Below are 23247 nucleotides of genomic sequence, written 5' to 3' on the forward strand. Positions count from 1 at the left end.
ATATTTCTCGAGCTTAAGCGCAGTCTCGTTGCCGGCCAGCCGCTTCAGCCAACGCCGCAACGTGTTCTCGGTCAGACGTTGTTGCTGGCAGTATTTGCGGATCCCGAGACCGCTCCGACGCCACGCTTCGATGTGCAGCGACCACCACTCGCGGCGCGCTTTGTTCTCGAAATGTTTGGATCCCACCGGAAATTCTCCACAGTAGCAGAGAGACCGAAATGGAACGACAACACACGAGGGGGAAGGCGTGCAGAGACCGGACGGTTACCTGCCGACGGTCGATCGCAAGATAAAAGCGGCTCGCCGGTTGAACACCAAGCCATTGACATGGCTTACGTTCAACCGTGCCGGTCAGTCGAGCTGAGTGCCGCAATCGAGCTTTTTGTCAGCAAAGTCAAAGGCGATTTCGGCACTGATCGTAGTCTAGCGAACTCCGGCGAAGAACTCGGTTGAGCTACGCGCGAGTGCAGGATCTGCGACTCGGAGTGTGGGTTGACCGATCAATCGTGTTGCGCCGTCGTATCTCGGAGCCTTGGCCGATGCAGCCTGCATCAGCCCGGCATAGCCGGCAAGATGCGTCTCGGGATGTGCGCCGGTACGGTAGAATACAGCTGCTGGCGGCGCGTGCCCGGCAAAGGGACGATCGTCGCGGACATAGGTCCACACCCAGCCGGTGCGCGTCTTGTCCTTGGCGAGAACTGGCACCGTGGTGTCGTCGGCATGGATGCGCTCACCTGCGAGCAGGTGCACCTTGATCGCATCGACCAGCGGCATCAAGGTCGCAGCCGCTGCACCGAGCCAGTCGGCGAGCGTGGAGACGTCGAGCGCCACACCCTCATGCGCAAAGGTCGTGCTCTGTCGGGTGAGCGGCAGGTGCGGCCCGTATTTGGCGAACAGGATGTGCGCCAGCAGGCGCAGTCCCGCGCGTCCGCGCGCGATCGGATGGAACGGTGCCGGCGGCTGCGTGATCGCCTCGCAGGCGCGGCAGGAGAACTTCTCACGGACATGCTGGATCACCTTCCACTGCCGTGGCACGAGCTCCAGCGTCTCGCTCACGTCCTCGCGGATCTTGCGCAGCCTGTCGCCGCCGCAGCACGGGCAATAGGCCGGCGCAGGATGCACGATGCGCTCGCGCGGCAAGTGCTCGGGCAACGGCCGCCGTGCCGGGCGCCGCCGCTCGAACGGACGTACGTCGACCCTCTCGGCCTTGGCCCGCTCGGCTGCCATCTGCGCCGCAGCCTCATCCTCGGCCTCCTCGAGATCGGCGAGTTCGAGCTCGAGCTGCTCGAGCACCGACGCGCGCTCCGACGACGGCCCGTACAGCTCGTGCCTGAGCTTGGCGATCGTGAACTTCATCTGCTCGATCAGCAGCGCCCGGGCACGGACCTCGGCTTCCAGATTGCGCGCCTTGGCTTCTGCCGCGAGTTGGGCCGTCGTCGCCTCGGTGAGCGCGGCCTGGCCAGCGAGCACCAGCGCCTTCAGCGTCGCGACATCATCGGGGAGTGAATCGGCTGTGATCATCGCAGGAGATGGAATCACAGCTCCGTCCTGCGTGCATCAGCCTCGTCACGTTCAAGCGCTCAGCCAACGGCTTCCGGCCGCCACGTCCGCTGCGGATGACGCCAGTCGATACCTTCGAGCAGATAGCCGAGCTGTGCCGGCGTGATCGCCACCGCTCCATCCACGGGCTGTGGCCAGATGAATCGGCCGCGCTCCAGCCGCTTGGCGAACAGGCACATGCCCTGGCCGTCGTGCCACAGCATCTTGATCAGCCCGCCGCTGCGGCCACGGAACACGAACAGATGGCCGCCATGCGGATCGCGATTCAGCGTCTCCTGGACCAGCAGCGCAAGACCGTCGAAGCTCTTGCGCATGTCGGTATGGCCGGTCGCCAGCCAGACCTGGGTGCCGGAGAGGATCGGGATCGTCATCGCGAGCCCGCCCGAAGCGCCGCGATCACCGCCGTCACCGTCGCGGCATCCGCCGCGTCGCTGATCCGGATCTTCGCCTCCGCCCCGATCTCGACCTCGATCAGCCCCTGCGTACGGGCAGCCGGCGCGTGCGGATCGGCAGTGATCGTCACGGCGGCAAAGCCGGGCGGCGGCGTCTCCTTCCCGCACAGCTGCTGGCGCCAGCGGAACACTTGGCTGGAATGCACCCCGAACGCTCGCGCCACTCGTAGGATCGTCGCGCCCGGCTGAAGCGCTGCAGCAACGACACGCTCCTTGTCGGCCCGCGACCAATGCCGCCGTCGCCGCTCCGACGTGATCACTTCCACTTCCGCTTTGGCCATAGGACTAGTTCCGGGACTAGTCCTATGGCTTCAACAAGCGTCAGCTCCGGCGCAAGGCGGCCGTCGCCGGGGACTCACGATGAACTCACAGATTCAAATGCGGAGACGTGCCCCTTCGCAGACAGCCGGCACCTTGACCTGAGTTGCCGGCAGCGGCTGATATCGCCCATCTGTGCGGAGCGCGCTTGTTTGCCAACCGGCAAAATAGCCGCTGTGCCTCAATGGAGGAGAAAACTGCACGCATTCCAGCTAAGAGGAAAGCTTGGTCAGCTTCTGCAGGCAGCGCAGCTCCCGCGGCGGCTCGAGTGGCGGCTTGATGGACGGCCAGACCGCATTCGACACCTCGGCAACGTAGATGTCTCCGTGAGAATCGACCGCAACACCATGCGGTGCGATGAACTGACCGGGCGCTTCGCCGGCATGCAAATGGCCGAGCCGGACGACAGTCCCGCCACGGTTGTCGACGATGGTCACGCGGGGTCCGAGATTCGGAGCATTCTTGTTGACAGGAAGCGAGGGGCCGAGCTCACCAACGTAGCAGAGCTGCTTCTTTCCCGGCGGCATGTAAAGTCCGCATGGGCGATGGAGATTGTTCCATTGAGTCTCGTAGCGACCGTTCGCATCGAACACTTGGATTCGGTGATTCTCCCGATCCGCAACATAGACCCATCCCTCCGCGTCGCAGCAGATGTTGTGCACGATGTTGAACTGACCCGGGTCGCTGCCGGATTCTCCCCATGACATGAGGTGTTTCCCCGATGGCGAGAACTTGTGGCAGCATGCGTTGCCGTAGCCGTCGGACACGTAGATGTCGCCGTTCGGCGAGTGAGCCGTGTGCGTACAACGATGGAACGGCTCTCCACTCATGTAAGGGGACGGCCGCATCGGAATTCCGATCGTGAGCATAACCTTCCCATCCAACGTGCACTGTCTGATGGTATGATCGCCGTCGTCGGTCAGGAAAATCGTGTCGTCCGGTCCCATGTGCAGCCCATGCGGACGCGAGAACAGGCCTTCACCCCAGGACCGGAGAAACCGGCCGTCCTGATCATAGACGATCACGGGATGCGCGCCGCGGTTGAAGACGTAGACGTGATCCTTCTGGTCGACGCCGACCGCGGCTACGTCGCCATAAGACCAGCCGTCCGGCAGTTCGCCCCACCCCTCGGTGACCATGTAGCGGAAATCGCCGCTGCCCAGGATGACTGACATTCGGTGCTTCCTCCATTGATATGCGTTCCCGGCTGCTATTTGCGTTCGGCCACCAAGGCCTGGCCGGCCGTTACGCCGCCATCGACCACCACGGTCTGCCCTGTCACATAGGAAGCCATGGGAGAGCAGAGCCAGAGAACAGCCTGTGCGATCTCGTCCGGTTGTCCGATCCGGCCGAGTGGCGCGCGTGATCCGCGAGCGCTCAGTTGCTCCTCGGTCGGGTAGATGCTCCTGAGCATCGGCGTGTCCGTGCTGCCAGGGCTCACTGCGTTGACCCGAATGCCGCGGCGCGCGTATTGAAGTGCGGCCGACTTGCTGAGGCCGATGACGCCATGTTTGGTTGCGCTGTAAATGGCACTCTGGGCGTGTCCGATATGCCCCGCGACCGATGCGCAATTGACGATCGCGCCACCGCCTGACTCCAGCATCGCGCGAATCTCATGCTTGGTGCAAAGCCATGTTCCGCGCAGATTGGTCCCGACGACCTGATCGAAATTGTCGCTATCGTCCTCGTGCAGCGGAACGAAATTGCCGAACGTGCCTGCGTTGTTGAACGCAGCGTCCAGCCGACCAAACCGGCGGACGGTCATGTCGACGAGACGCGCGACGCTCTGCTCGTCTCGCACGTCGGTCGGCACGATCATCGTTTGATCTGGCGGTAGCGCGGCCAACGCCTGTTCGCAGGAGCCGGTCTGCCGTCCCGCCAGGACGACACGAGCTCCGCAGGCCGCGAATGCCAGCGCGGCGGCGCGGCCGATGCCTTGGCTGGCGCCGGTGACGATGATGACCTTGCCGCCCAACCCGTAGTCCGCTGATGGGCCGGCGACCCGCTCGGCCGTCGTCGTTCGTTCCGTGGTCGTCCAGTTCATATGAACAGCCCCCCATTGATGTCGATCACCGTCCCGGTGGTGTAACCCGCCTCATGCGAACACAGATGGATCACAACGGCAGCTGCCTCGTCCACAGTGCCCAGTCGCCCGATCGGAATGCGTTCGGTAATCGCTCGCCGCCGTTCAGGGCTATGCTTCGCCCAGGCTGCCTGGATGCGGTCGGTGGCGATCGGGCCGTGCGCGACTGCATTGACGCAGACGCCGTCGGGGGCAAGCTCATAGGCCGTTTGCTTGGTGAGCCCGATGACGGCCGCCTTTGCCGCGACATAGGCGGCGTTGCTGAAGTAGGAGTAGGTGCGGCCGGCGATCGATGCAAAGTTGACGATGCGACCCCACCGTCGCTGACGCATCGCTGGCGCACATAGACGCGTCATGGTGAAGGCGCTCGTCAGATTGTGTCTCATCGAGGTCTCCAGGTACGTTTCATCGAGGTCCGCAAGCAGGATGGAGTTCGCATCTCCTCCGACGGCATTCACGAGGATGTCCGGACGCTGTGCGTCCGAGAGACATTGGATGGCGTCGCTGACGGCTGCGATATCGGTGACGTCGATCGGCAGGCACGCGGCACGGTGATCGCCGATTTGACGGCGAATGGAGTTGAGTGCGGTCGTGTCCTTGTCGACCAGCAGGAGCCGCGCTCCCGCATCTGCAAGGCGGCGCGCGACCTCTGCGCCGATGCCGGCGCCCGCACCGGTGACCAGGGCCATTTTGTGTTCGATCAACGATGTCGTCATCCCCGAGCCTCAGCGTTCCAAGTTGTGACGCGCCGTTCTGCCTCGACGAGAGCGGAACGAGGTGTTGTCGCGACATGCGAAAAGGCGTGCCTTGCGTGCGCCCACAACGCCGGTCCCGGAACGAGACCGTGTCCGTGGCCATACAGTGGCGGCGCAAGATAGGTTTTGCGATCGATCGGGAAGGGTGGGATCGTCGTGTCGCGAGGAAACCATTCGTCTGCGCGCCCAACCTCGCACGCGCTGGCGTTGCGTAGCGATGTCGCGAGCGCGCGTCCCGCGGCCCAGAGCGGACCATGTTCGCCAACCTGGACGCCGATCTGATAGCCGAGGCCGGAATGAAACGCCGTATCGGCCAGGCCTGCCGCTCGAAGTGGGCCACCACATTTCGACACGCGGATATTGACGAGGTCGCAGGCGCGCTGGTCGATCGCCGTGGCGAGATCGTTCTCGTCCACGAATGATTCATCCAGCATCAAAGGGATCCCAGCCTCTTCGCGCAATTGCCGGAGGCCCGCCCAGTCCCTGGGCCGCAGCGGTTCCTCGAGCCATGCCACGCCATGACCCTGCAACTGCCGGCAGGCGGCAATCGCCTGTGGCAGGGTCCAAGCCGCGTTCACATCCACCGAAAGCGAGATCGATGGCGCAATCAGGTCGCGAAACCGTCTCACGCGTTCCACTGCCTGATCGCCATCCGCTCCGACTTTCAGCTTGACGTGCTTGATGCCGTTCGCGAGCGCAAACTCGCGCGCGACCATCTCCTCCGGAGAGGTCGAGAGGTCGACGACCAGAGCGGCTGAAACGGCGCAAGGCACGGGTCGTAACATGTCTTCGCCGAGGCCCGCGGCGTGCAATGCAGAAGCCATCGGTCGGCCGTGGAGTCGGCAGGCCACGTCGAGAAGGGCGGTCTCCAAGGCGCAGGCTGCAGCGGGCGACAGCCGACCACCGACGGATAGCATCTTCGGCAGCGCCAGAGCCTTCAGGCTTGCGACGACGGTCTGAAGCGAACGCCAGTCGATCTGCGCATCGAGTTCGTTCAATGCGCAAGAGGCGAGGGCCTTCAGAACGGTCGCGGTGGTTTCGCCAGTGACATAGGGACGAGGAGCTGCTTCGCCATAGCCGGTTACGCCATCGACGTCGACGCAGACAAGAATGCCGTCGCTCTCGTGGCGTGCCATGGTTGCATGAACGAATGTCCGGCGCATCGGCATCGCAATCGCGTAGACGTCCATCAATTGTATCATTGCATCCGTCCGATCTGCTGAGATCAGGACATTGCCAAACTGCGAAGCGAAGGTCGTTTTAGAATTTCTAGAACCGGGACAGGAAATCTAAATTGACGCTTTGCGCGAGCCGTCAGTATCAATCCCTGCGAGACGGCGGTGATCTACAAATGAAGATAGGTCGGACATCATGCAGGACCTCTCCACAGAACAGAGTCGAGTTTCCCGCATCCAGCATGGTGGAACGGCCGGCGTCCGAACGACGAGCGTCGGAGGCGCCGCCGACGACGTGAGCCGCATGGCCCGCTTTTGCGCACAGAGTGAGGCGGCGCTCGATCGTCAGCGCCTGATCTGTCAATCTCCGCATGCGACCGTTGGGACCGTCTTCCACGATGTGTTGCGCGAACTGACTGGAACGGCATTCGAGCGGGAGCACGCGCTCGCAGGTGTGTGCAGCTTCGATGAATTCAGGCGGGCAGTGCCGATCCGCAGTTACGGCCAGCTCAGGGGGTATATCGATCGACAGCTTGCCCGAGAGCGAAAGGTACTGACGCGGGACGATCCCTATGCGTTCCTGAAGACGTCAGGAACCACCGGCCAAGCAAAGCTGGTTCCGACGACACGGCATTGGCGGCTCGCCTATCGCGGACCGGCGCTTTACGCGCAATGGGGCCTCTATTTCAGGATGCTCCGGCTCGATACGCCGAAGGTTGAGAACGTGCTGGATCTGTCATGGGAGCCGCAGACGGCGAGGCAGAGCATTCATGGATTTCCCGTCTACAGCATTACACAGCGGCCGGAGCCGCTCGGGGAATCCGACTGGTTGCCGCCATGGTACGGCGCGCCCTGGTTCTCATGCGAGAGCGATCCCGACGGATATGCCGAGCGGCTCTATCAGCGGCTGTGCATGCAGGCATTCTGTGACGTGCGGCTGATTGTTTCGGTGAACCCGAGCAAGATCATCATGTTGGCAGAGACGTTGCGGCAATTCGCAACGCGGCTGATCCGTGACGTCAGGGGCAGCGCCTCGGCTGCGGGCGGCCAGGACCTCGCGCGCCGCCTGGAAGGGCAGCTCAAATTGCGCGGCGGTGAGTTGCTTCTCTCGGATCTGTGGCCCAATCTGTCGCTCATCGTCTGCTGGAACAGCGCGTCGGCGCAACTCTACGAGAATTGGCTTGATCGCCTGGTCCCCGATGCCACGCGGCTTCCCTTCAGCACGACGGGCACCGAAGGCATCGTTACGCTCCCGGTCGACATGCACCGCAGTGCCGGCCCTCTCGCGGTGACCCAGGGACTCTACGAGTTCGTTCCGGTCGATGATATTTTGGAGAACGTCGCTCCATCGGAAAGTGCCGAAACGCTGACTTTCGAGGAACTGGAGGTCGGGCGCTGCTACAGGCTCGTGATGACCCAGGCCAACGGTCTCTATCGGTATGACGTCGGCGACGTGTATCGCGTCGTGGGCTGGGTTGGGGCGGTGCCAAGGCTCGAATTCATCGGAAGAAGCGGCGCATGTAGTTCGTTCACCGGCGAAAAGCTGACCGAAGCTGATGTGTTCTCGGCGGTGTCGCGTACGATCGAATCTGGGTCGGCCGGGACGCCGAACTTCTGCTGCTTCCCGGTCTGGGGCACGCCGCCTCACTACGCTGTCGCGCTCGAGTGGTCGCCGAAGCTCGAGCTGATGCAAGCGACACTGGCAACGCGCATCGATGCAGCGCTCAGCAGGGTCAATCTGGAATATGCCGACAAGCTGTCCAGCGGCCGGCTGGCGCCGCTGACGATAGTCAAGCTGGTCCCCGGCGCCTTCGCCAGGCTTGCCGAGCACAAGATCAGCGGTGGAGTGGCTTCGGCGCAGGTCAAGCATCATTGGCTTCAGCGCGACGCCTCGGGGCTGAAGATCCTTCGCGATATTGGCATGCTGCTCGACGGGGCAGGCTCGTTCATCCCGTCATCGACGTGAATCGATCCATAGATGGAGTTGGCCACCATGACCGTATCAGGTTCGCGCACGCCTGCGCTCGACGCAGCCGACGTCGCTCGCTTCCAAGAGCAGGGATATCTGGTTGTCCGAGGTGTTCTGGATGAGGCGGATTTCGTTCCCGTGAGACGTGAGTACGACGAGCTGCTGCGGGAGCGAGTCAGGACATGGCGCGCAAAGGGACTGTTCTCGGGCGGTGAGGATCATGGCGGGCTGCCGTTCCAGGAGCACCTCAGGCGGCTGGTCGAGCTTCCGGGATTTCCGCTTACGCTGCTTGCCGAGCTCGATATCACGTTGCCGCACATGCCGTTCTCGTTCATCCAGGATGACAGCGAGTTTCATGTCGGCCCCGGCGTGTTGTCGCTACTCCAGAATCCGAAGGTGTTGGATGTCGTCGAGTGCATTCTCGGATCCGAGATCAACGCAAGCCCGAATCAGCATTGCCGGATCAAGCTGCCGGCGCGAGAGGTCCAGCAGTTCGGCGGCCGGAAGGGCGAGACGATCTACGCGCCGACCCTCTGGCACCAGGACGCGATGGGCCAGCTCCCGCAGTCGAACGAAACGACCGTGCTGACGGTCTGGATTCCGACGACCGACGTCGACGAGGAAAACGGATGCCTGGCGGTCGTGGGAGGCGAGCACAATGACGACACGTTGCTGCCTTGGCCGATGGATGCCGCGCTGATCGATCGCCTTGAGAGGAACAGCATCCCGTTGCCGGTCAAGTTCGGCGATATCGTGCTGTTGCACAAGAAGGCGCCGCATGGCTCCAGGTTGAACAAGACGGCACAGGTGCGCTGGAGCTTCGACTTCCGCTACTACCCGGCGCATCAACCGACCGATCGGCCGTGGTTCCCGAATATCCGCGTGCGCAGCAAGGCAGATCCCGGTTCTGCTGTGGTCGACGCAGGAGCATGGCGGAAATCCTGGGAGGATGCCCGCGCGATGCTTGCGGGTCAGAAGCTGCCGCTACCAGGGCGGCGTGAGTTCGCACAGGTCGTCGCGGACGGAATGATTCGGCGGTGGGAGGCCGGCGAATATCCGAGCTTTCCAGTGAAGGACGTTGCCGCAGCTTCGACTCCCGCAGCCTGAGGCGTCTGAGATGGAGGGGACGGCGATCAAGTGGATACGGGCGGTGGATGGCACCGAGCTTGCCCTACATTACTGGGCGCCTGCCGAGCCCCGAGCTGCCCTGTTCTACATCCACGGCATCCAGAGCCATGCCGGATGGTTGTTCGAGACCGGGCCGCAACTGGCGGCCAGGGACGTGGCAGTTGTCGCGCTGGACCGTCGCGGATCGGGACGGAGTGGCGGCGAGCGTGGTCACGTCGCCACGCTCGAGCTTCTGCTGTCGGACTATCTGATGGGTATAAAGGCCGCGCGGGAAGTGGTGCCGGATGCGCCGCTGGCGGTGCTGGGCCAGAGCCTGGGCGGCAGCGTTCTCGCTGGATTATGCACCAGTGGGCAGTTGCGCGCGGAGGCATTGATTTTCTGCGCGCCGGCACTGGGGCAGCAGCGGGCTCGCCATGATCCGGAGAAGCTCGGCCGCTTCCGCGCGTGCAGAGGTCTTGGCCGAGTCGCGGTCACGCTCAAGGACGAGGACTACACGGAGGAGGAGGTCTATCTGCGCTTCATGTCGGCGGATGCCCTGATGCTTCGCGAGGTTACGGACAGCACGCGGTCGACGCTGGTGCATCTCGAAGACGCATACGCGGAGACCGGAGCGACGCTGAGGGTACCCACGTTCCTCGCGGCGCCGGAGCGTGATCCGATCATCGATCTCGCCGTTGCGCGCCGTTGGCTCGGCAGGCTGATCGGGCCCTATCGTGAAACGGTGTTCGCAACGAGGCATCACTATATCGAGTTCAGCCGGCAACAAGAGAGCTATTGGGACTGGCTTGCGGCTTGCGCGATTCCAGTCGAGGAGTTGCAGAGATGACCGACGGAGGACATCTTGCCGTATCCGGGTCGCCTCTGCACGATCGCCGCGTCGACATCGCCGTTCCGGATTGCGGCGGCAACCCGGTCATTGAAGCAGCTTTCCGGCGACACCTGCAGGGGCAGGCCGGCGTGCTCATACATCACGACCGTCCGGAGGACGCCGATGCGCTGGCACGGCGGATCGGCGACGTGACAACGGTGCTCCAGTTCTTCTCGGCGCGCCCGCTGTCTGCCGGGGTGCTCGAGGCGTCGTCGGCCAAGCGGATCATTGTGGCGGGCCCGATCGGCGCGAGCGTCGATCTCGATGCGGCCGGACGCAGGAACATGGCGGTGTACGAGACCCCCGGGCTGGCGTCAGCCTCGGTTGCCGAGTACACGATCGCGCTGGCGCTCGCCATTGGCAGGCGGATGACGGATGGGTGCCTGGAGCTGAGATCCGGACGATGGCATGCGAGCTTCGGCCGAGGGCTGTTCGGCAAGACGGTCGGTATCGTCGGGCTGGGCCGCGTCGGCGGCCGTGTCGCTGAACTGTGTAAGGCGTTCTCCGCGCGGGTTGTCGCCTGGAGTCCGTCGCTGACGGATGGACGAGCCGCGGAACTAGGTGTCCGGCGAACAGAGCTGGACGAGCTCGCAGCCAGCAGTGACGTGATCAGTCTGCATATGAGATTGAGCCCGACGACCAAAGGCCTGTTCGATGCGCGATTGATCGATCTGATGCGACCCACGGCGTTTCTGATCAACACCGCCCGCGCCGGTCTCGTGGATGGGGAAGCATTGCGGCAGGCGTTGAACGCGCGTCGGATCGCCGGTGCGGCACTCGACGTTTTTGAGGATGAGCCGATCGGACCGGGATCGCCCTGGCTCCAGACCGACAACGTCCTGCTGTCGCCGCACATGGCATGGATGAGCGAGGAGGCGCTGGAGGCGTTTGTCGGTGCCGCGGTCGATTTTGCCATTCGTGGAGACGACTCGCGTGTCCGTCGTGTTGTCTGAGCCGGCGCAAGCCCGAGTAGCTGGCGCCACGGTGTTCGTCGGCAGCGACCGGGTTCTCGGCGACACCTTGGACCACGCGGCCGCAGCCTTGGGAGCGGCAGGTTGCAATGTTATCCGCGGCCACGCCGAACCGCCGCCACACCGCACGCGCTACGCGCTTTCGACCGCCCGACGATACTTCGAGGCGGCATCAGTGCTCCTGATCAGCTCGCGGACCATCATCGACGCGGCGATGCTCGAGGTCGCGCCTCGGCTACACGCTGTTGTCTTTGCCTCGATAGGCACGGATTCGATCGATCTGCCGGCGGCGACCGATCGCGGCATCATCGTCGCAAACGGCGCGACGGCCGAAAACGTCGAAAGCCTGGCGGAGGCAACCGTGATGCTCATTGCGGCTCTCCTGCTGGACCTGCCGCGCAAGCAGCGCCAGTTCGCGTTGCGGTCCGCCCGTGCGCGGGCGGATGAACTGTCGGCGCGCATGGTGTCCGGCAAGACCATCGGGCTGATCGGGTTCGGCCGCATCGCGCGCTCCGTCACGCGACGGTTGCAAGGCTGGGGCACCGAGATTCTGGCTTATGACAGACATCCGGATGAGACGCCGGTCGCCGGCGTGCGTTTCTTCGAGCTTGACGAACTGCTGGCGCGCAGCGACGTCGTCAGCGTTCACTTGCCGCTGACCGCCGAGACGCGCGGGCTGCTCGGAGCTGCGGAGTTCGCGCGCATGAAGCGCGAGGCCTGCGTCATCAACACCTCGCGCGGTGGCATCGTCGACGAGGCGGCGTTGGCGCAGGCGCTTTCCGCCGGACGGATCGCTGGCGCGGCCATCGACGTCTTTGAGACGGAGCCTCCCCCTGTGGATCATCCGCTTCGCGGGCTGGAGAATGTCATCCTCACCGAGCATACGGTCGGCTGTACGCGGGAGCTGTTCGCCTCGCTCGCGCCGACCGCGGTTGAGAACGTCATGCGCGTGATCCAGGGGCGGGATCCGCTGCACATCCGCAATCCGGCCGCGCTGCTCCGCTGGCGCGAACGATTTCGGCGCCAGTCGGCGCAGCAGGCCTGGCCTGGCGGCGACACGAATCTGCAGTACGGGACAGGGGAGTACCGATGACCGCGATGCCGTCGAAGATTGCGGGCCGCACCGACGCGCTCGCCGAGGACACGGAGGTCGTCCTCATTCGTCAAACCGGGGGACCGGAGGTGCTCTCCGTGGAGCAGTCGAGGCTCGATCCGCCAGGGCCGGGCCAGGTGAGATTGCGGCAGACCGCCATCGGCCTGAACTATGTCGATACTTACTACCGCACCGGGCTCTACAAGACGCCGCTGCCCAGCGGCATCGGCTTCGAAGCCGCGGGGATCGTCGAATGCCTCGGAGAAGGGGTGGCCGGTCTGCGGCCCGGAGATCGCGTCGTCTACGCGATTGCAAGCCTGGGCGCCTACGCCCGACTGCGCAACGTTCCCGCTGAGCGGCTGGTGAAGGTGCCCGATGACATCACCGATCATCAAGCCGCCGCCATCGCGCTTCAGGGCATGACCGCGCACTATCTGCTTCGGCGCGCCTATTCCGTGCAGCCCGGCGACACGATCCTGGTGCACGCTGCCGCCGGCGGTGTCGGTCTCATTCTCTGCCAGTGGGCGGCAAGTCTCGGTGCGACCGTCATTGGAACCGTAGGCACGGAAGAGAAGGCCGAGCTCGCGCGCGCCAACGGATGCACCCATACGATCCTGTATCGGAGCGAGAATCTGGTCGAGCGTGTCTGCGACCTCACCAAGGGTGCGAAGCTACGCGTCGTTTACGACTCGGTTGGCCGCGATACTTTCGTGAGCTCGATGGATTGCCTTCAGCCGTTCGGGCTGCTGGTCTCGTTCGGCCAATCCTCCGGGGCGATCGGGCCCTTCGAGACGCGAATTCTCGCCGAAAAGGGCTCGCTATACCTGACGCGGCCGACGCTTTGGACGTACATCGCACGTCGCGAGGATCTCGTGGCGTCTGCTTCGGAGCTGATGGCTGCCGTCTCGCGAGGAACCATCAAGCCGAGGATCAGCCAGACCCTTCCCTTGATGGAGGCGGCCCAGGCGCACCGTGATCTTCACAGCCGCAAGACGGTCGGAAAGACGCTTCTCATCCCCTGAGCAGCATCTGCCGCGGCCCTTGCCGGATGATCGGCTATTTCCTGTCCATGGCACGGGCCTGGGCGGCAACGATGAGCACGCCGATCACGACCAGCAGGCCGCCGGCCGACTGAATCGGCGACATCCTCTCGTCCAGCCCTAGATATCCTGAAACGACGGTGGCCACAGGGCCGAGGGCGCTGATCATCGCGACGCGGCTTGCGCCGATCCGGCGCAGCGCCTCGGCCATCATGAAGACCGGCATCACGGTACTGAACAGCGCCATGCAGAGGGCGAGCAGGTAGACCCGGGTGGGCAGCACGAGCGCGCTCAGCGGGCGGAGTGCCATGAACTGAACGATGCAATACACGCTGGCCGTGGTCGTGGCATAGGCCGTGAAGCGTATCGAACCGAGCCTCGGCACGACTTCGCCGCTTCCAACGAGATAGACCGAGAAACTCACCGCGCTCAGCATGACGAGCAGCGCACCGAGCCAGAAATTTTCACTGCTCTTGTCGAGCTGCCCCGAAAGAACCAGCGCGACACCGATATATGTAATCGCCAGCGCGATCAGCTCGCGCCGGGTAATCGGCTTCCTGAGGACGACCGAGGAGATCACCACCACGATGGTCGGATACACGAACAGGATCAGCCGGCCGACGCCGGCGGCGACATATTGCAGCCCGATCATGTCGAGGAAGCTTGACAGATAGTAGCCGACGAAGCCCAGGGCGGCGAGCGCCATCGCGTCGTGTGCGGTGATTGACGGAAGCGTCCGGCCGCCGGAAGGCCCCCGATACAGGACAACCGCAATGACGAAGAAGGGCAGTGAGAAGATCATTCTCAGGGCCAGCAGCGTCACAGGATCGCTCATGTCCTCATAGGCGAGCTTGACGAATATCGCGCGAAGGGAAAACGCCACCGCCCCGATCGCCGCCAGCGCTACGCCGACAATATTGTGTGTCCTGGACACGGTCGTCGTTGACGCGCCGGGGCCGAGCGCCTCCGGCGCAGGCCCGAGCGGCCGCGAGATTGCGAGGTCATGTCTTTCGGAGATTCCGGCCATAGTCCGTCTCACTGACTCCCAGGTGGCGGCAGGATGATGAGCCCTGCCGGAGAGCGCCAACGCTTTTTAGGCAAGGCACCCTTCGCGTTCGACGAAGGTCCGCCGGCCGCTACGGCGAGACATCGGACATCGAAGATCACTCACGCCCAGGAGGGATTTACGGTCTCTTTCGACCTTGACCGGGGTGTGGTGGGTCAGGCTTACTTACGGTAGTGCCGCGCACTGGCTGCGCGGGGGGGCGGAGATCGTCGGGAGGATCGCTCATGGCCCACGGGAATTGAAGGACTGATGCGACAAATCAACAATCTCATCCGGCGTATCGATCTGACGTCGCTCCAGCTCTTCGTCGCGGTGTGCGAGGAGGGGACGCTGACGCGCGCGGCGTCGCGGGAAAACATTGCCATGAGCGCGGTGAGCAAGCGCCTTGCGGAGCTTGAAGAGGCGCTTGGAACCGACCTCTTTGTCCGGCACTCCAAGGGCATGATGCTGGCTCCCGCCGGGGAATCCCTGCTGCATCACGCGCGATCGATGCTGACGAGCGTCGAGAAGATGGGCGCGGAGCTCGACGAATACCGCATGGGCATCAGGGGCCACATCCGGATGCTCGCGAACGTATCGGCCATCGTCGAATTCCTTCCCGACGACCTGCCGGCCTTCTTCGCGACCCACAGTCTGGTCAAGATCCACCTTGAGGAAAGACTGAGTGCGGGTGTCGTCAAGGCCGTCGAGGAAGGGTATGCGGAAGTGGGCATCTGTGTGTCCACGACCAACAGCCGTGACCTGTTTGCGCGTCCCTATCGCAGCGACCGGCTTGCGCTGGCGGTGCCGCAAGATCATCCGCTGGCCGATCGGGCATCGATCGATTTCGTGGAAAGCCTGGATTTTGATCATATCGGCTTTCACGCCGATAGCGCGATCTACACCCGTTCGCGCGCGGCAGCCGCGGAGGCTGGAAAGGCGGTCAATCTGCGGATCAACGTACCGAGCTTTGATGCCATTTGTCGGATGGTGCAGTGTGGCCTGGGTGTCGGGTTGATCCCGGATCGGGCATTCGAAGTGCTGGCTTCGGGCATGGGCATCAAGGCGATTCCGCTCAGGGACGACTGGGCCTATCGGGAATTGAAGATCGTGACCCGCGATCCCGCCGGGCTCTCGACCGTGACCAAGATGCTCGTTGAGCATCTGGCGCAATCGGGCGGCAATCGCGCGCCTGCGTCAACGGCGGCAGCTTCGGTGTCGGCGCCGAGCCCCCGCCACGGTCGATGACGCGGCGGGGACATCATCGTTGGTCCAGCCTGACCGTCGGGGCGGTCCGGCGAAGCCAGATCGCCGCGACGAGCGGGCCGAGCAGGCCCATGAAGAGCGACAGCGCGACAATGACCGTGCCGGCGCCGTAACGGCCGGCGAATACGCTGACCAGGAGGCCGGCGAGAGGTTGGGACAGGTTGTTCAGCATGATGATCAGGCCCGTCGTCTTGCCGAGATCTTCCCGGGGAATGATCTTCATGCGCAGGCTGCGAATGAAGACACTGAACATCTTGTCGAAACCGACAACGAGAACGAAGCCGAGCGCGTAGACGTGGGCGTGGGAAGCCAGTCCGGAGACGGCGCCGCCGGCAAAGATCATCGCATAGCTGATGACGCCCAAGACCTGCAGGGACGCAGGCGCATGCGCGGTGGCGAACAAGATGACCACGGTCGCGATCGCGCCTGCGGCCTGAAGAACGGCATAGTAGGAGTCTGTTTCTCCGTGGACACCGGTCACCATTGCCGCTGACGTTGCGAGGGTCACGCCAATGATGAGGTTGACGGCGGCTGCGAGAAGGACGGTCTCGACCAGGCCCGGTCGTCCGATGACGTGCCGAAGTGCGGTTTTCAGCGGCAGTGTCCAGCCGCTTGGCGCCGGCGTCGGTTCGGCCAATGTCGGCCGGACGAATCGCTGCCAGATGATCATGGCGCCGTCAGCCGCCATGAACAGGGCGGTCGTCGAGATCACCACGTATTCCCAGGACCATAGCTTGAGAAGACCGGCGGCGACCAGCGGCCCGAGCACCATGCCGAGCTGATCGGCAATCTGGGTGTAGGAGGCGACCTTCTCGAACCTGTGCCGATGAAAGACTTGAGGCAGCAGAACCTCGCGCGCCATCAGCCCCTGCGTCGTCAGAACGCCGCAGGCCACAGATATCCCGATCAGCCAGCCGATTCCGCCGAAGCCCGCGTAGGCGATCATGCCTGCGAAGCAGGCCACGGCACGAAGCTGCTGACTAATGTGCAACAGCGCCAAAGGGGATTTTCGATCGCACAGCACCCCGCAGATCGGAAACGACAAATAGCGCGGCAATGTCTCGAGCAGGAATGCCGCTCCCGACCAGGCGACGCTGCCGGTCAACTGGAAGATGACGAGCGGGACCAGAAACAGAAGGATCTGGTCCGCGAGCCGTGAGAGGAAGAGAGAGTAGAAGAAGGCTTGATGCTTCAGTTCCAACGAGCAACCCCAACCAGCTGATGAACCGCCTTAGTAAGACGATCCGCTGTCGGCGTCGAGATTGTGCTGCTCGTGACCGGCAAGGGGCGGATTGAACACGCTCACCAGCACCAGATCCTGCGTCGGGCCGCCGCGCAGATAGTGTTCGTCATGTTCGTTGAGAACATAGATGCTGCCCGGGCGGAGCCGATACACATTGCCTTGCATGTCCTCGACTTCACCTTCCCCCGCGATGCAATAGCATGCTTCCAGGTGAGATCGGTATTGCAACCTTGATACTGTGCCGGCGCGAACCACGGTATGGCATACGGCGAAACCCATTCCATCGCTCGCCGTCAATAGCCGGTGGCTCGTGCCATTTCCCCACTCGACGAACCGGCCTGTTTTTTCGACTTCTTCGAGATCGCGTACAAACATGTTTCCTCAGTCATTTTGCACAACACGACGTGTAACGGAATTCTCCTACCATGAGCTGCGACTCTTTGTTATAAAAACTCATCCAGAGGTTGCGGGAGCTTCCGAGTGTGCCTTTTCCATCACTATATTGAACGCAGTGTTCGAGACTGCCCAGAGAAGATCGCGGTGAAGATCGATGGCGCGTGCGCGACCTATCGCGAGCTGGATGATATCGGCAATCAGGTCGCCGGTCGTCTCGTCGATGACGGCATCCGTGCTGGAGACAGGGTCGCGATCTATGGCGTGATTTCCATCCGTTTGCTCGGTGTTGTTCTCGGCATCTTCAAGGCCGGTGCAGTCCTCGTGGGAGTTCATCACACCTTCGGGCTCCGAAAGCTGATGTTCGAGCTTCGGGACTCCGGTGCTTGTGCGGTGATCACCGATCGGGCGGCCGAATTGCGGGAGCGCCAGTTAGATTATACAATCTATAGTTGTAACGATGATTTTTCTGCTGCCGTGCCAGAACGCGACTGCTCGTTTTGCCGGGAGGTGCGGGAAGAGGATATTTCAGTCATCTTCTATACGTCGGGCTCGACGTCGCGCCCGAAGGGCGTCGCCGTCAATCACAAGAATATGATTGCGGCGTTCGAATCGGTGACCGGCTATCTCAGGAACACGTCCGAGGATGTGGTTCTGAGCTATTCGACCTTGGGCTCCGACTACGGCTTCTATAATGTGATGATGCCGCTCATGTTCGGAGGGACCGCGCTCGTCGAGCGCGCGTTGCCGGACGATCCCGATGAGATCATCGATCTCATCGATGCCCACGGCGTGACTGGGCTGCAGGTGTTTCCTCCCTTCATCTTCCATCTGTTAAAGGCGAGCGCGCTGGGAAGGCGCGCGCCGAGATCGCTGCGTTATATCTCCACGAGCGGGCAGGCCCTGCCGGTGAAGCATATCCGCCGCTTGCGAGAGGCGTGGCCGGGCGTCCAGATCTTCTCGAATTATGGGCTCACGGAGTGCAAGCGCGTCTCGTTTCTGCCGCCCGACGAGATCGATCAACGGCCGCAGTCGGTCGGCCGGGCCATTCCCGGCGTGCGGACCTATCTGTTTGCCGAGGATCGCTCCCTCGTGACCGAGCCGGGGCAGGTCGGCGAGCTCGGTGTTGCCGGCGACCTGCTGATGCAGAAATATTGGAACATGCCGGACGAAACCTCCGCCCGAATGATTGAGGGGGCGGCCGGTGAAGCTCGGGTGTTCCTGACGGGCGACCTATTCCGCGTCGATGGCCAGGGGTATCTCTACTACGTCGCAAGGAAGGACGACGCTTTTGCGCGGAGCGGGTTCAAGGTCAATCCGCGAGAGATCGAGCAATTGCTGATGGCCCACCCCGCGGTTTCGGAAGCGGCTGTAGTCCCCGTCGCCGACGAATCCGTCGGACATCTCCCCAAGGCATTGATCGTTGCGGAGCAGGCGACGTCCATCACGAGCCACGAACTGGTCGAGTACTGCACGATGCATCTCGATTGGCACATGGTGCCCGCCTTCGTGGAGTTCGTACCGGCGCTGCCGCGGACCGCGTCGGGAAAGACCGCGACCCGCGCATTGTCCTGATCCCCATCCTCATCCTCATTCTCATCCTCGGCCCAGCATCAGTGGAGGTCTTCGGGCATGACCAATCGACCTGCGACCGACGTCGACGCCTATCTTCAGCAATCTTCGATGATCAGATTGGCGCAGCAATTCGAGCAGTTGGCGACCGGAGCGGCACAGGTGCCGCGGCAGCCAGTGCTGACGCGGATCCGCAACCGGATAGCGGATACCGACGTGCTGGAGTATCACGACCGGCTGGTACCGAAGGCGGGACCACTGTTCTCGCATTTCCTCGCCAGCATTCCAGGCATCCTCGAGGAAATGTCGCGCGTGGGCGTGGCGCTGAGCCGTCTGTCGAGGCAGCGGGCCGAAAGCAGCGGTCGGCCCTGCCTGCTTTATGAGATCGATGCCTTCGACGGTTCCAACGGACGCACGCTTGCTGCGTTTTCCGGCGGCGCGGTCAAGACACTGACTTGTTCTCCGAACAGGGCGAACGAAGAGCATTTTGAGCGCTTTGCCGATCCGGCCCTGTCGAGATTCATTCCGACGTCGTTCCTCAAGCTCGACGGGGACGTACTTCGCACGCTGGTGGACGACGAGGATTTCCATGGCGGCTTTGACTATATCTACGAAACGGCCGCCTTTCAGTTTTACGGCAAGGACCGCGATTTCCAGATCGAGCAGGGCTGTCGCATGCTCAGGGACGACGGGCTGGTCTTCTTTCTCGAAAAGCTCGATCACACCGACCGCCTCGAGTACGAACGACGGGAGCGCGTCAAGGACGAGCAGCACAAGGCGCACTATTTTACGCCCGAAGAGATCGAGTGGAAACGGCAGCAGATGCTGCTGCGCATGTATGAGGGCGAGGTTCTCCTCGACGAGCTCGTGAGCTCGATTGGACGACACTTCTCGCACTGCTATCTGTTGTGGAATAGCACGAATTTCTACGAGTTCGTCGCCTCGAACGACGGGCAGCGCATCGAGGAGTTCGTCCGCCTTCTCGGCCCGCCCTTGATTGAAGATCAGTTCGTCTTCGAGCGGCCAATGTTGCGAAAGGTGCTGGAGCGTGCGCATGGATAGGCTGGACGGGACGGTCTATTGGGGAGCGGACCAGCCGTCGCTCGCGACGCTCTATGCGAGCGTCGAGGCGTTGTTGCCACGATGGCACAAACGTGCGGAGGAAGCCCGCAGGCTTGGGAAGCTGCCGCGCGAGTCCGTCGATGAGCTGTTCGACGCCGGATTGCTTCAGCTCGCGATGCCGAAGCGTTTCGGCGGCCTTGAATTGGATTGGCCTGTCCTTGCAGAAGTTGCAAGGCTCGCGGCGCGCGCGTGCCCTTCGACAGCATGGATCGTGGGCCTCGTTGGAGGACACATTCAGATCGTATCGCGATTTCCAGCGGAGGCGTTGAACGCGGTCTTCCGCGGCGGAGCTCGTCAACTTGTCACGACAGGATCGGCGACGGCGGCCGGCGGAATATCGCGGGACGGTGGCGCATATCGGGTCGATGGTCGCTGGCGGCTCGGCTCCGGCGTGGACTATGCGACATGGGTGATCGTGTCCGGCTCATGCCTGCATCCGTCTCGACGCGACGCCCGGACGGTTATGGCGCTGCTGCCAGCCATCGACATCGAGATCGGCGATGATTGGCAGGCCATCGGAATGGCAGGGACCGGGTCGCGCGACATCATTATCCGCGATCGTTCGCTTTCAGAAAGCTGGGCGCAGCCGCTGGACAATGTTCTCGGGCGTTCGGCGGAACGCGGCGGTCACTACTTGCAGTCGGTTTCTCTTATTCCCTATCTGACCAGCGTGATCGTCGGTCCTCTGCTCGGCTGTGCGGAGGGAGCGGTGGCGGCGGGACTTGCGATCATGCGAGAGCGGCATGGACGGCAGCCAAACGGGAACCAATGGGCGTTTGCCATGCGCGCCGGCGAGATCAGCGCCGATATCGAATGCGCACGGCTTTTGTATCGCAGCATTTTATCGAGACTGCATGAGGCGGGCTGCAACGGCCGCGATCTCTCCGATAGAGACTACGCAGCGATCAAGCGCGACCGGGCCAGGCTGACCCGCTTATGCATGAACGCCGTGCAACAGCTGATGTCCCAGCTTGGAACTTCCGTCATCGCGCAGACGCACCCGGTGCAGCGCCACTGGTGCGATCTCCAGGTCATGGCTGCACACATGGATGTGAATTGGGATCGCGCGATGGCGGACTACGGCACGGCTCTTCTTGTGCAGCTCTGAAAACAAGTGATTGAATAGCGCCGTTGACCTAGGGATGGGATCGCCGGATGTATTTCTTGATCGCCTCCATCGTTTCGATACCTTCATTTACGATCCAGTCGCGAAAGCGTGCGATCTCGGGGCGCCGCGCGGCGGTGTCCTGACAGACCAGATAGTAGGACATTGGATTCGAGAGGCGCGCCGCAAATGGCGCCATCAGTCGTCCTGATGCGAGTGCAGAGATGACCAGCGGCGTTCGGCCGATGGCAAGTCCCAACCCATATTCGGCCATCTCGAGCGCGAGCGCAGAATTTTCGCAATGAAATCCTGAAGTGGTATCGAAATCCTCGAGTCCGGCCTCGACCTGCCAAGCTTGCCAGTCCGTCGGCCGAACGATGGTATGGACCAGTGAATGGCGACGAAGCAGGTCTGATCCAGCAGGAAGTGCGGCTTCGCGAAACAGGGTGGGCGAGCAAACGGGGAACAGCTCTTCGTTCATCACGAACGTCGAATGGAGCCCCGGCCAGGATCCGTAGCCTAGCCGCAAGGCGACATCGATATCCTCTCTCGTAAAATCGACCAGGCGGAACGACGTTGAGACGGCGACGGCGATATCCGGAAACTGTTGCCGAAAGCCGATCAACCTCGGCGCCAGCCATCTCTGTGCGACGGTCGCCAGAAAGCTGGTTCTAAGTTTCAACGCGCTATGCGACGTCAGCCCTGTGACTGCCGACGAAATATCTGAAAATGTTCGGCAAAGTACGGGAAAGAGTTGCTGGCCGTTTTCTGTCAACTCTACGCCGCGGCCAACGCGGCGGATCAGGCGACGACCAAGTGCGTCTTCCAGAATCTTGAGCTGCTGCGTCACCGCAGCTGGCGTTACGCAGAGCTCGTCGGCTGCTTTCGTGACACTGAGGTTGCGAGCTGCTGCTTCGAAGGCGCGAAGCGCGTTCAACGGGGGGAGGCGAGGGCGCATCTGCCAGACCATTCCGAGAAGGCTCGTCCAAAACTCAACGCAGATCGAAAGCCCGCTGCAGAAACGGGCTCTATTGCTTGGCTCTAGCGATGGGCGCCAGCGTTGACTCACGGTTCAGTTTCCGTTGGAGTCCTTTGTACGGCGAGTGCCCTCACCTTTCAATTGTGTGGTAATAGAATACAATCTTAAGATGGAATCAAGAGTTTCAAGTGAGGTGGCTTCATAAGACGCCAGTTTTGTTTTCGCGAGCTGCGCTGCCGTGGCCGATGCGCCTGTCCATCTGATCAAGGCGTATTGTTTCCTTCCAACAAACATCTGTTTCGGATCGATGCCCTCCGCGGCAAGGGCCGCCGCGGCTTCGAACAAGTGATGGAAGCCGCGGTTGGGGTGCTGGTGGTGTCGACGATTGCGAAGATCCGTCGCGCCTATTTTGTTCATGGTCAACCGGTCAAGGCGATCTGCCGCGAGCTTGGCGTATCGTGCAAAGTAGTACGCGAGGTCATCGGTTCCGAGGCAACGAAGTCCGATACGAGCGAGAGACGCAGCCGCTTCCGAAGATGAGCCTCTGGAGTGACGAGCTTGACCGGTTTCTGGTGAACGGCTGTTCGCCCCGGTGCGGCGCGTCACGGTGAAGGCGCGGATCGCTAGGCACAAGGGCCGGGCGTCCAGGTCAGCGCCCCTGGCGGCGCATCTCACCTATCTCAAGAGGGACGGGGTCACTCGCGATGGCCAGCCGGCACGGATGTTCGACGCCGCGGGCGATCAGGCGAATGAGGCTGCGTTCGAGGCGCTGGGCAGGGGTGACCGGCATCATTTCCGGTTCATTGTCTCTCCCTAGGACGCAGCCGACATGGAGAACCTCAGAGCGTTTACCCGCGATTTGATGCGGCAGATGGAGGCCGATCTCGCGACCAGGCTTGAGAGTCGGGTCTCTGGGGAATTGGTCTCCTCGGCTGACAACGCTTGTCCAAATTATCCTGGGATCAAGCGAGCCGATGTTCGTAGCTTATAGGCCAGGGCGCTCGGTTCTCTACAAGGATCCGTACGCTGAGGTCTTGGCAAGCAAGCATCCGGCACTCGGACGGGTGACCTGCCAATCATGCGCGGTTTCCTCCCTTGGAGGCTTTCGGG

Annotated in this window: 21 protein-coding genes and 3 pseudogenes; 12 read left to right on the top strand and 12 right to left on the bottom strand. The window is 62.6% G+C overall.

Annotated elements, in window-relative coordinates:
* The 8 genes and pseudogenes from tnpA (QX073_RS34455) to QX073_RS25370 all read right to left on the bottom strand — a co-directional run.
* Window positions 1-186: IS66 family insertion sequence element accessory protein TnpA (gene tnpA, locus QX073_RS34455; RefSeq protein WP_410052391.1), on the bottom strand; the 186-nt coding region annotated here is incomplete at its 3' end.
* Between the two features lie 357 nt (window positions 187-543).
* A pseudogene (tnpC, locus tag QX073_RS25340) lies at window positions 544-1539 on the bottom strand (IS66 family transposase); the annotation flags it as partial.
* Between the two features lie 41 nt (window positions 1540-1580).
* The gene (gene tnpB, locus QX073_RS25345; RefSeq protein WP_172179940.1) at window positions 1581-1931 is read right to left on the bottom strand and encodes an IS66 family insertion sequence element accessory protein TnpB; all 351 of its coding nucleotides are present in this window, start codon (window positions 1929-1931) and stop codon (window positions 1581-1583) included.
* Window positions 1928-2293 (bottom strand): IS66-like element accessory protein TnpA, encoded by a 366-nt coding sequence (gene tnpA, locus QX073_RS25350; RefSeq protein ID WP_172179942.1) that lies wholly within the window; start codon window positions 2291-2293, stop codon window positions 1928-1930. The genes tnpB and tnpA (QX073_RS25350) overlap by 4 nt, the downstream gene beginning before the upstream one ends.
* A gap of 249 nt (window positions 2294-2542) precedes the next feature.
* Window positions 2543-3505, bottom strand: a complete 963-nt coding sequence (locus tag QX073_RS25355; protein ID WP_172179944.1) for a peptidyl-alpha-hydroxyglycine alpha-amidating lyase family protein — start codon at window positions 3503-3505, stop codon at window positions 2543-2545.
* 35 nt (window positions 3506-3540) lie between these two features.
* Entirely contained in the window at window positions 3541-4374 is an 834-nt protein-coding gene (locus QX073_RS25360) for an SDR family NAD(P)-dependent oxidoreductase (RefSeq protein WP_172179946.1), read from the bottom strand.
* Complete coding sequence (locus QX073_RS25365; protein ID WP_172179948.1) at window positions 4371-5129, bottom strand: SDR family NAD(P)-dependent oxidoreductase; 759 nt, start codon at window positions 5127-5129, stop codon at window positions 4371-4373. The genes QX073_RS25360 and QX073_RS25365 overlap by 4 nt, the downstream gene beginning before the upstream one ends.
* A complete protein-coding gene (locus QX073_RS25370; protein ID WP_315752134.1) occupies window positions 5126-6358 on the bottom strand; it encodes an enolase C-terminal domain-like protein in 1233 nt (410 codons plus the stop codon). Before QX073_RS25370 ends, QX073_RS25365 begins: the two co-directional genes overlap by 4 nt.
* A gap of 181 nt (window positions 6359-6539) precedes the next feature.
* Between QX073_RS25370 and QX073_RS25375 the strand changes: the two genes are divergently transcribed.
* The 6 genes from QX073_RS25375 to QX073_RS25400 are packed head-to-tail and all read left to right on the top strand — an operon-like array spanning window position 6540 to window position 13394.
* On the top strand, window positions 6540-8309 hold the full coding sequence (locus tag QX073_RS25375; protein WP_210261705.1) for a GH3 auxin-responsive promoter family protein: 1770 nt from the start codon (window positions 6540-6542) through the stop codon (window positions 8307-8309).
* Between the two features lie 27 nt (window positions 8310-8336).
* Window positions 8337-9419 carry a phytanoyl-CoA dioxygenase family protein gene (locus QX073_RS25380; protein WP_315752133.1) on the top strand — a complete coding sequence of 361 codons (1083 nt, stop codon included), beginning with the start codon at window positions 8337-8339 and terminating at the stop codon, window positions 9417-9419.
* A 10-nt stretch (window positions 9420-9429) separates the two neighbouring features.
* The gene (locus QX073_RS25385; protein ID WP_172179954.1) at window positions 9430-10266 is read left to right on the top strand and encodes an alpha/beta hydrolase; all 837 of its coding nucleotides are present in this window, start codon (window positions 9430-9432) and stop codon (window positions 10264-10266) included.
* Window positions 10263-11261: an NAD(P)-dependent oxidoreductase gene (locus tag QX073_RS25390; RefSeq protein WP_172179956.1), complete on the top strand. Its 999-nt coding sequence runs from the start codon at window positions 10263-10265 to the stop codon at window positions 11259-11261. The genes QX073_RS25385 and QX073_RS25390 overlap by 4 nt, the downstream gene beginning before the upstream one ends.
* Window positions 11242-12372, top strand: a complete 1131-nt coding sequence (locus tag QX073_RS25395; protein ID WP_316226574.1) for a 2-hydroxyacid dehydrogenase — start codon at window positions 11242-11244, stop codon at window positions 12370-12372. The genes QX073_RS25390 and QX073_RS25395 overlap by 20 nt, the downstream gene beginning before the upstream one ends.
* Window positions 12373-12377: 5 nt before the next feature.
* Window positions 12378-13394 (top strand): quinone oxidoreductase family protein, encoded by a 1017-nt coding sequence (locus QX073_RS25400; protein ID WP_172180200.1) that lies wholly within the window; start codon window positions 12378-12380, stop codon window positions 13392-13394.
* 34 nt (window positions 13395-13428) lie between these two features.
* Here the strand turns inward: QX073_RS25400 and QX073_RS25405 are convergent, their stop codons facing one another.
* Window positions 13429-14439 (bottom strand): DMT family transporter, encoded by a 1011-nt coding sequence (locus QX073_RS25405; protein ID WP_172179960.1) that lies wholly within the window; start codon window positions 14437-14439, stop codon window positions 13429-13431.
* Window positions 14440-14727: 288 nt separating this feature from the next.
* Here QX073_RS25405 and QX073_RS25410 point away from each other — a divergent pair, with 288 nt between their 5' ends.
* Entirely contained in the window at window positions 14728-15705 is a 978-nt protein-coding gene (locus tag QX073_RS25410; RefSeq protein ID WP_315752132.1) for a LysR family transcriptional regulator, read from the top strand.
* Window positions 15706-15718: 13 nt separating this feature from the next.
* On the opposite strand, the gene QX073_RS25415 is transcribed toward QX073_RS25410, so the two are convergent.
* Complete coding sequence (locus QX073_RS25415; protein ID WP_172179964.1) at window positions 15719-16924, bottom strand: MFS transporter; 1206 nt, start codon at window positions 16922-16924, stop codon at window positions 15719-15721.
* Between the two features lie 30 nt (window positions 16925-16954).
* Window positions 16955-17341, bottom strand: coding sequence for an ectoine synthase (locus QX073_RS25420; protein ID WP_172179966.1), 387 nt, complete (start codon window positions 17339-17341; stop codon window positions 16955-16957).
* A 105-nt stretch (window positions 17342-17446) separates the two neighbouring features.
* Here QX073_RS25420 and QX073_RS25425 point away from each other — a divergent pair, with 105 nt between their 5' ends.
* The 3 genes from QX073_RS25425 to QX073_RS25435 are packed head-to-tail and all read left to right on the top strand — an operon-like array spanning window position 17447 to window position 21161.
* Window positions 17447-18934 carry a class I adenylate-forming enzyme family protein gene (locus tag QX073_RS25425; RefSeq protein ID WP_172179968.1) on the top strand — a complete coding sequence of 496 codons (1488 nt, stop codon included), beginning with the start codon at window positions 17447-17449 and terminating at the stop codon, window positions 18932-18934.
* 57 nt (window positions 18935-18991) lie between these two features.
* Window positions 18992-19993: a class I SAM-dependent methyltransferase gene (locus tag QX073_RS25430; protein WP_172179970.1), complete on the top strand. Its 1002-nt coding sequence runs from the start codon at window positions 18992-18994 to the stop codon at window positions 19991-19993.
* Window positions 19986-21161: an acyl-CoA dehydrogenase family protein gene (locus QX073_RS25435; RefSeq protein ID WP_316226575.1), complete on the top strand. Its 1176-nt coding sequence runs from the start codon at window positions 19986-19988 to the stop codon at window positions 21159-21161. Before QX073_RS25430 ends, QX073_RS25435 begins: the two co-directional genes overlap by 8 nt.
* A 28-nt stretch (window positions 21162-21189) precedes the next feature.
* Here QX073_RS25435 and gcvA read toward each other — a convergent pair whose 3' ends face one another.
* On the bottom strand, window positions 21190-22128 hold the full coding sequence (gene gcvA / locus QX073_RS25440) for a transcriptional regulator GcvA (protein ID WP_172179974.1): 939 nt from the start codon (window positions 22126-22128) through the stop codon (window positions 21190-21192).
* Between the two features lie 375 nt (window positions 22129-22503).
* Here gcvA and QX073_RS25445 point away from each other — a divergent pair.
* Together QX073_RS25445 and QX073_RS25450 are read left to right on the top strand one after the other, a co-directional pair.
* Window positions 22504-22709, top strand: a pseudogene (locus QX073_RS25445) (IS21 family transposase); the annotation flags it as partial.
* Window positions 22706-23038: pseudogene (locus QX073_RS25450) on the top strand (type VI secretion protein); the annotation flags it as partial. The pseudogenes QX073_RS25445 and QX073_RS25450, both read left to right, overlap by 4 nt.
* Window positions 23039-23247 lie beyond the last annotated feature (209 nt).

It is taken from the genome of Bradyrhizobium sp. SZCCHNS3052 (genome assembly GCF_032484495.1).
GTDB lineage: Bacteria > Pseudomonadota > Alphaproteobacteria > Rhizobiales > Xanthobacteraceae > Bradyrhizobium.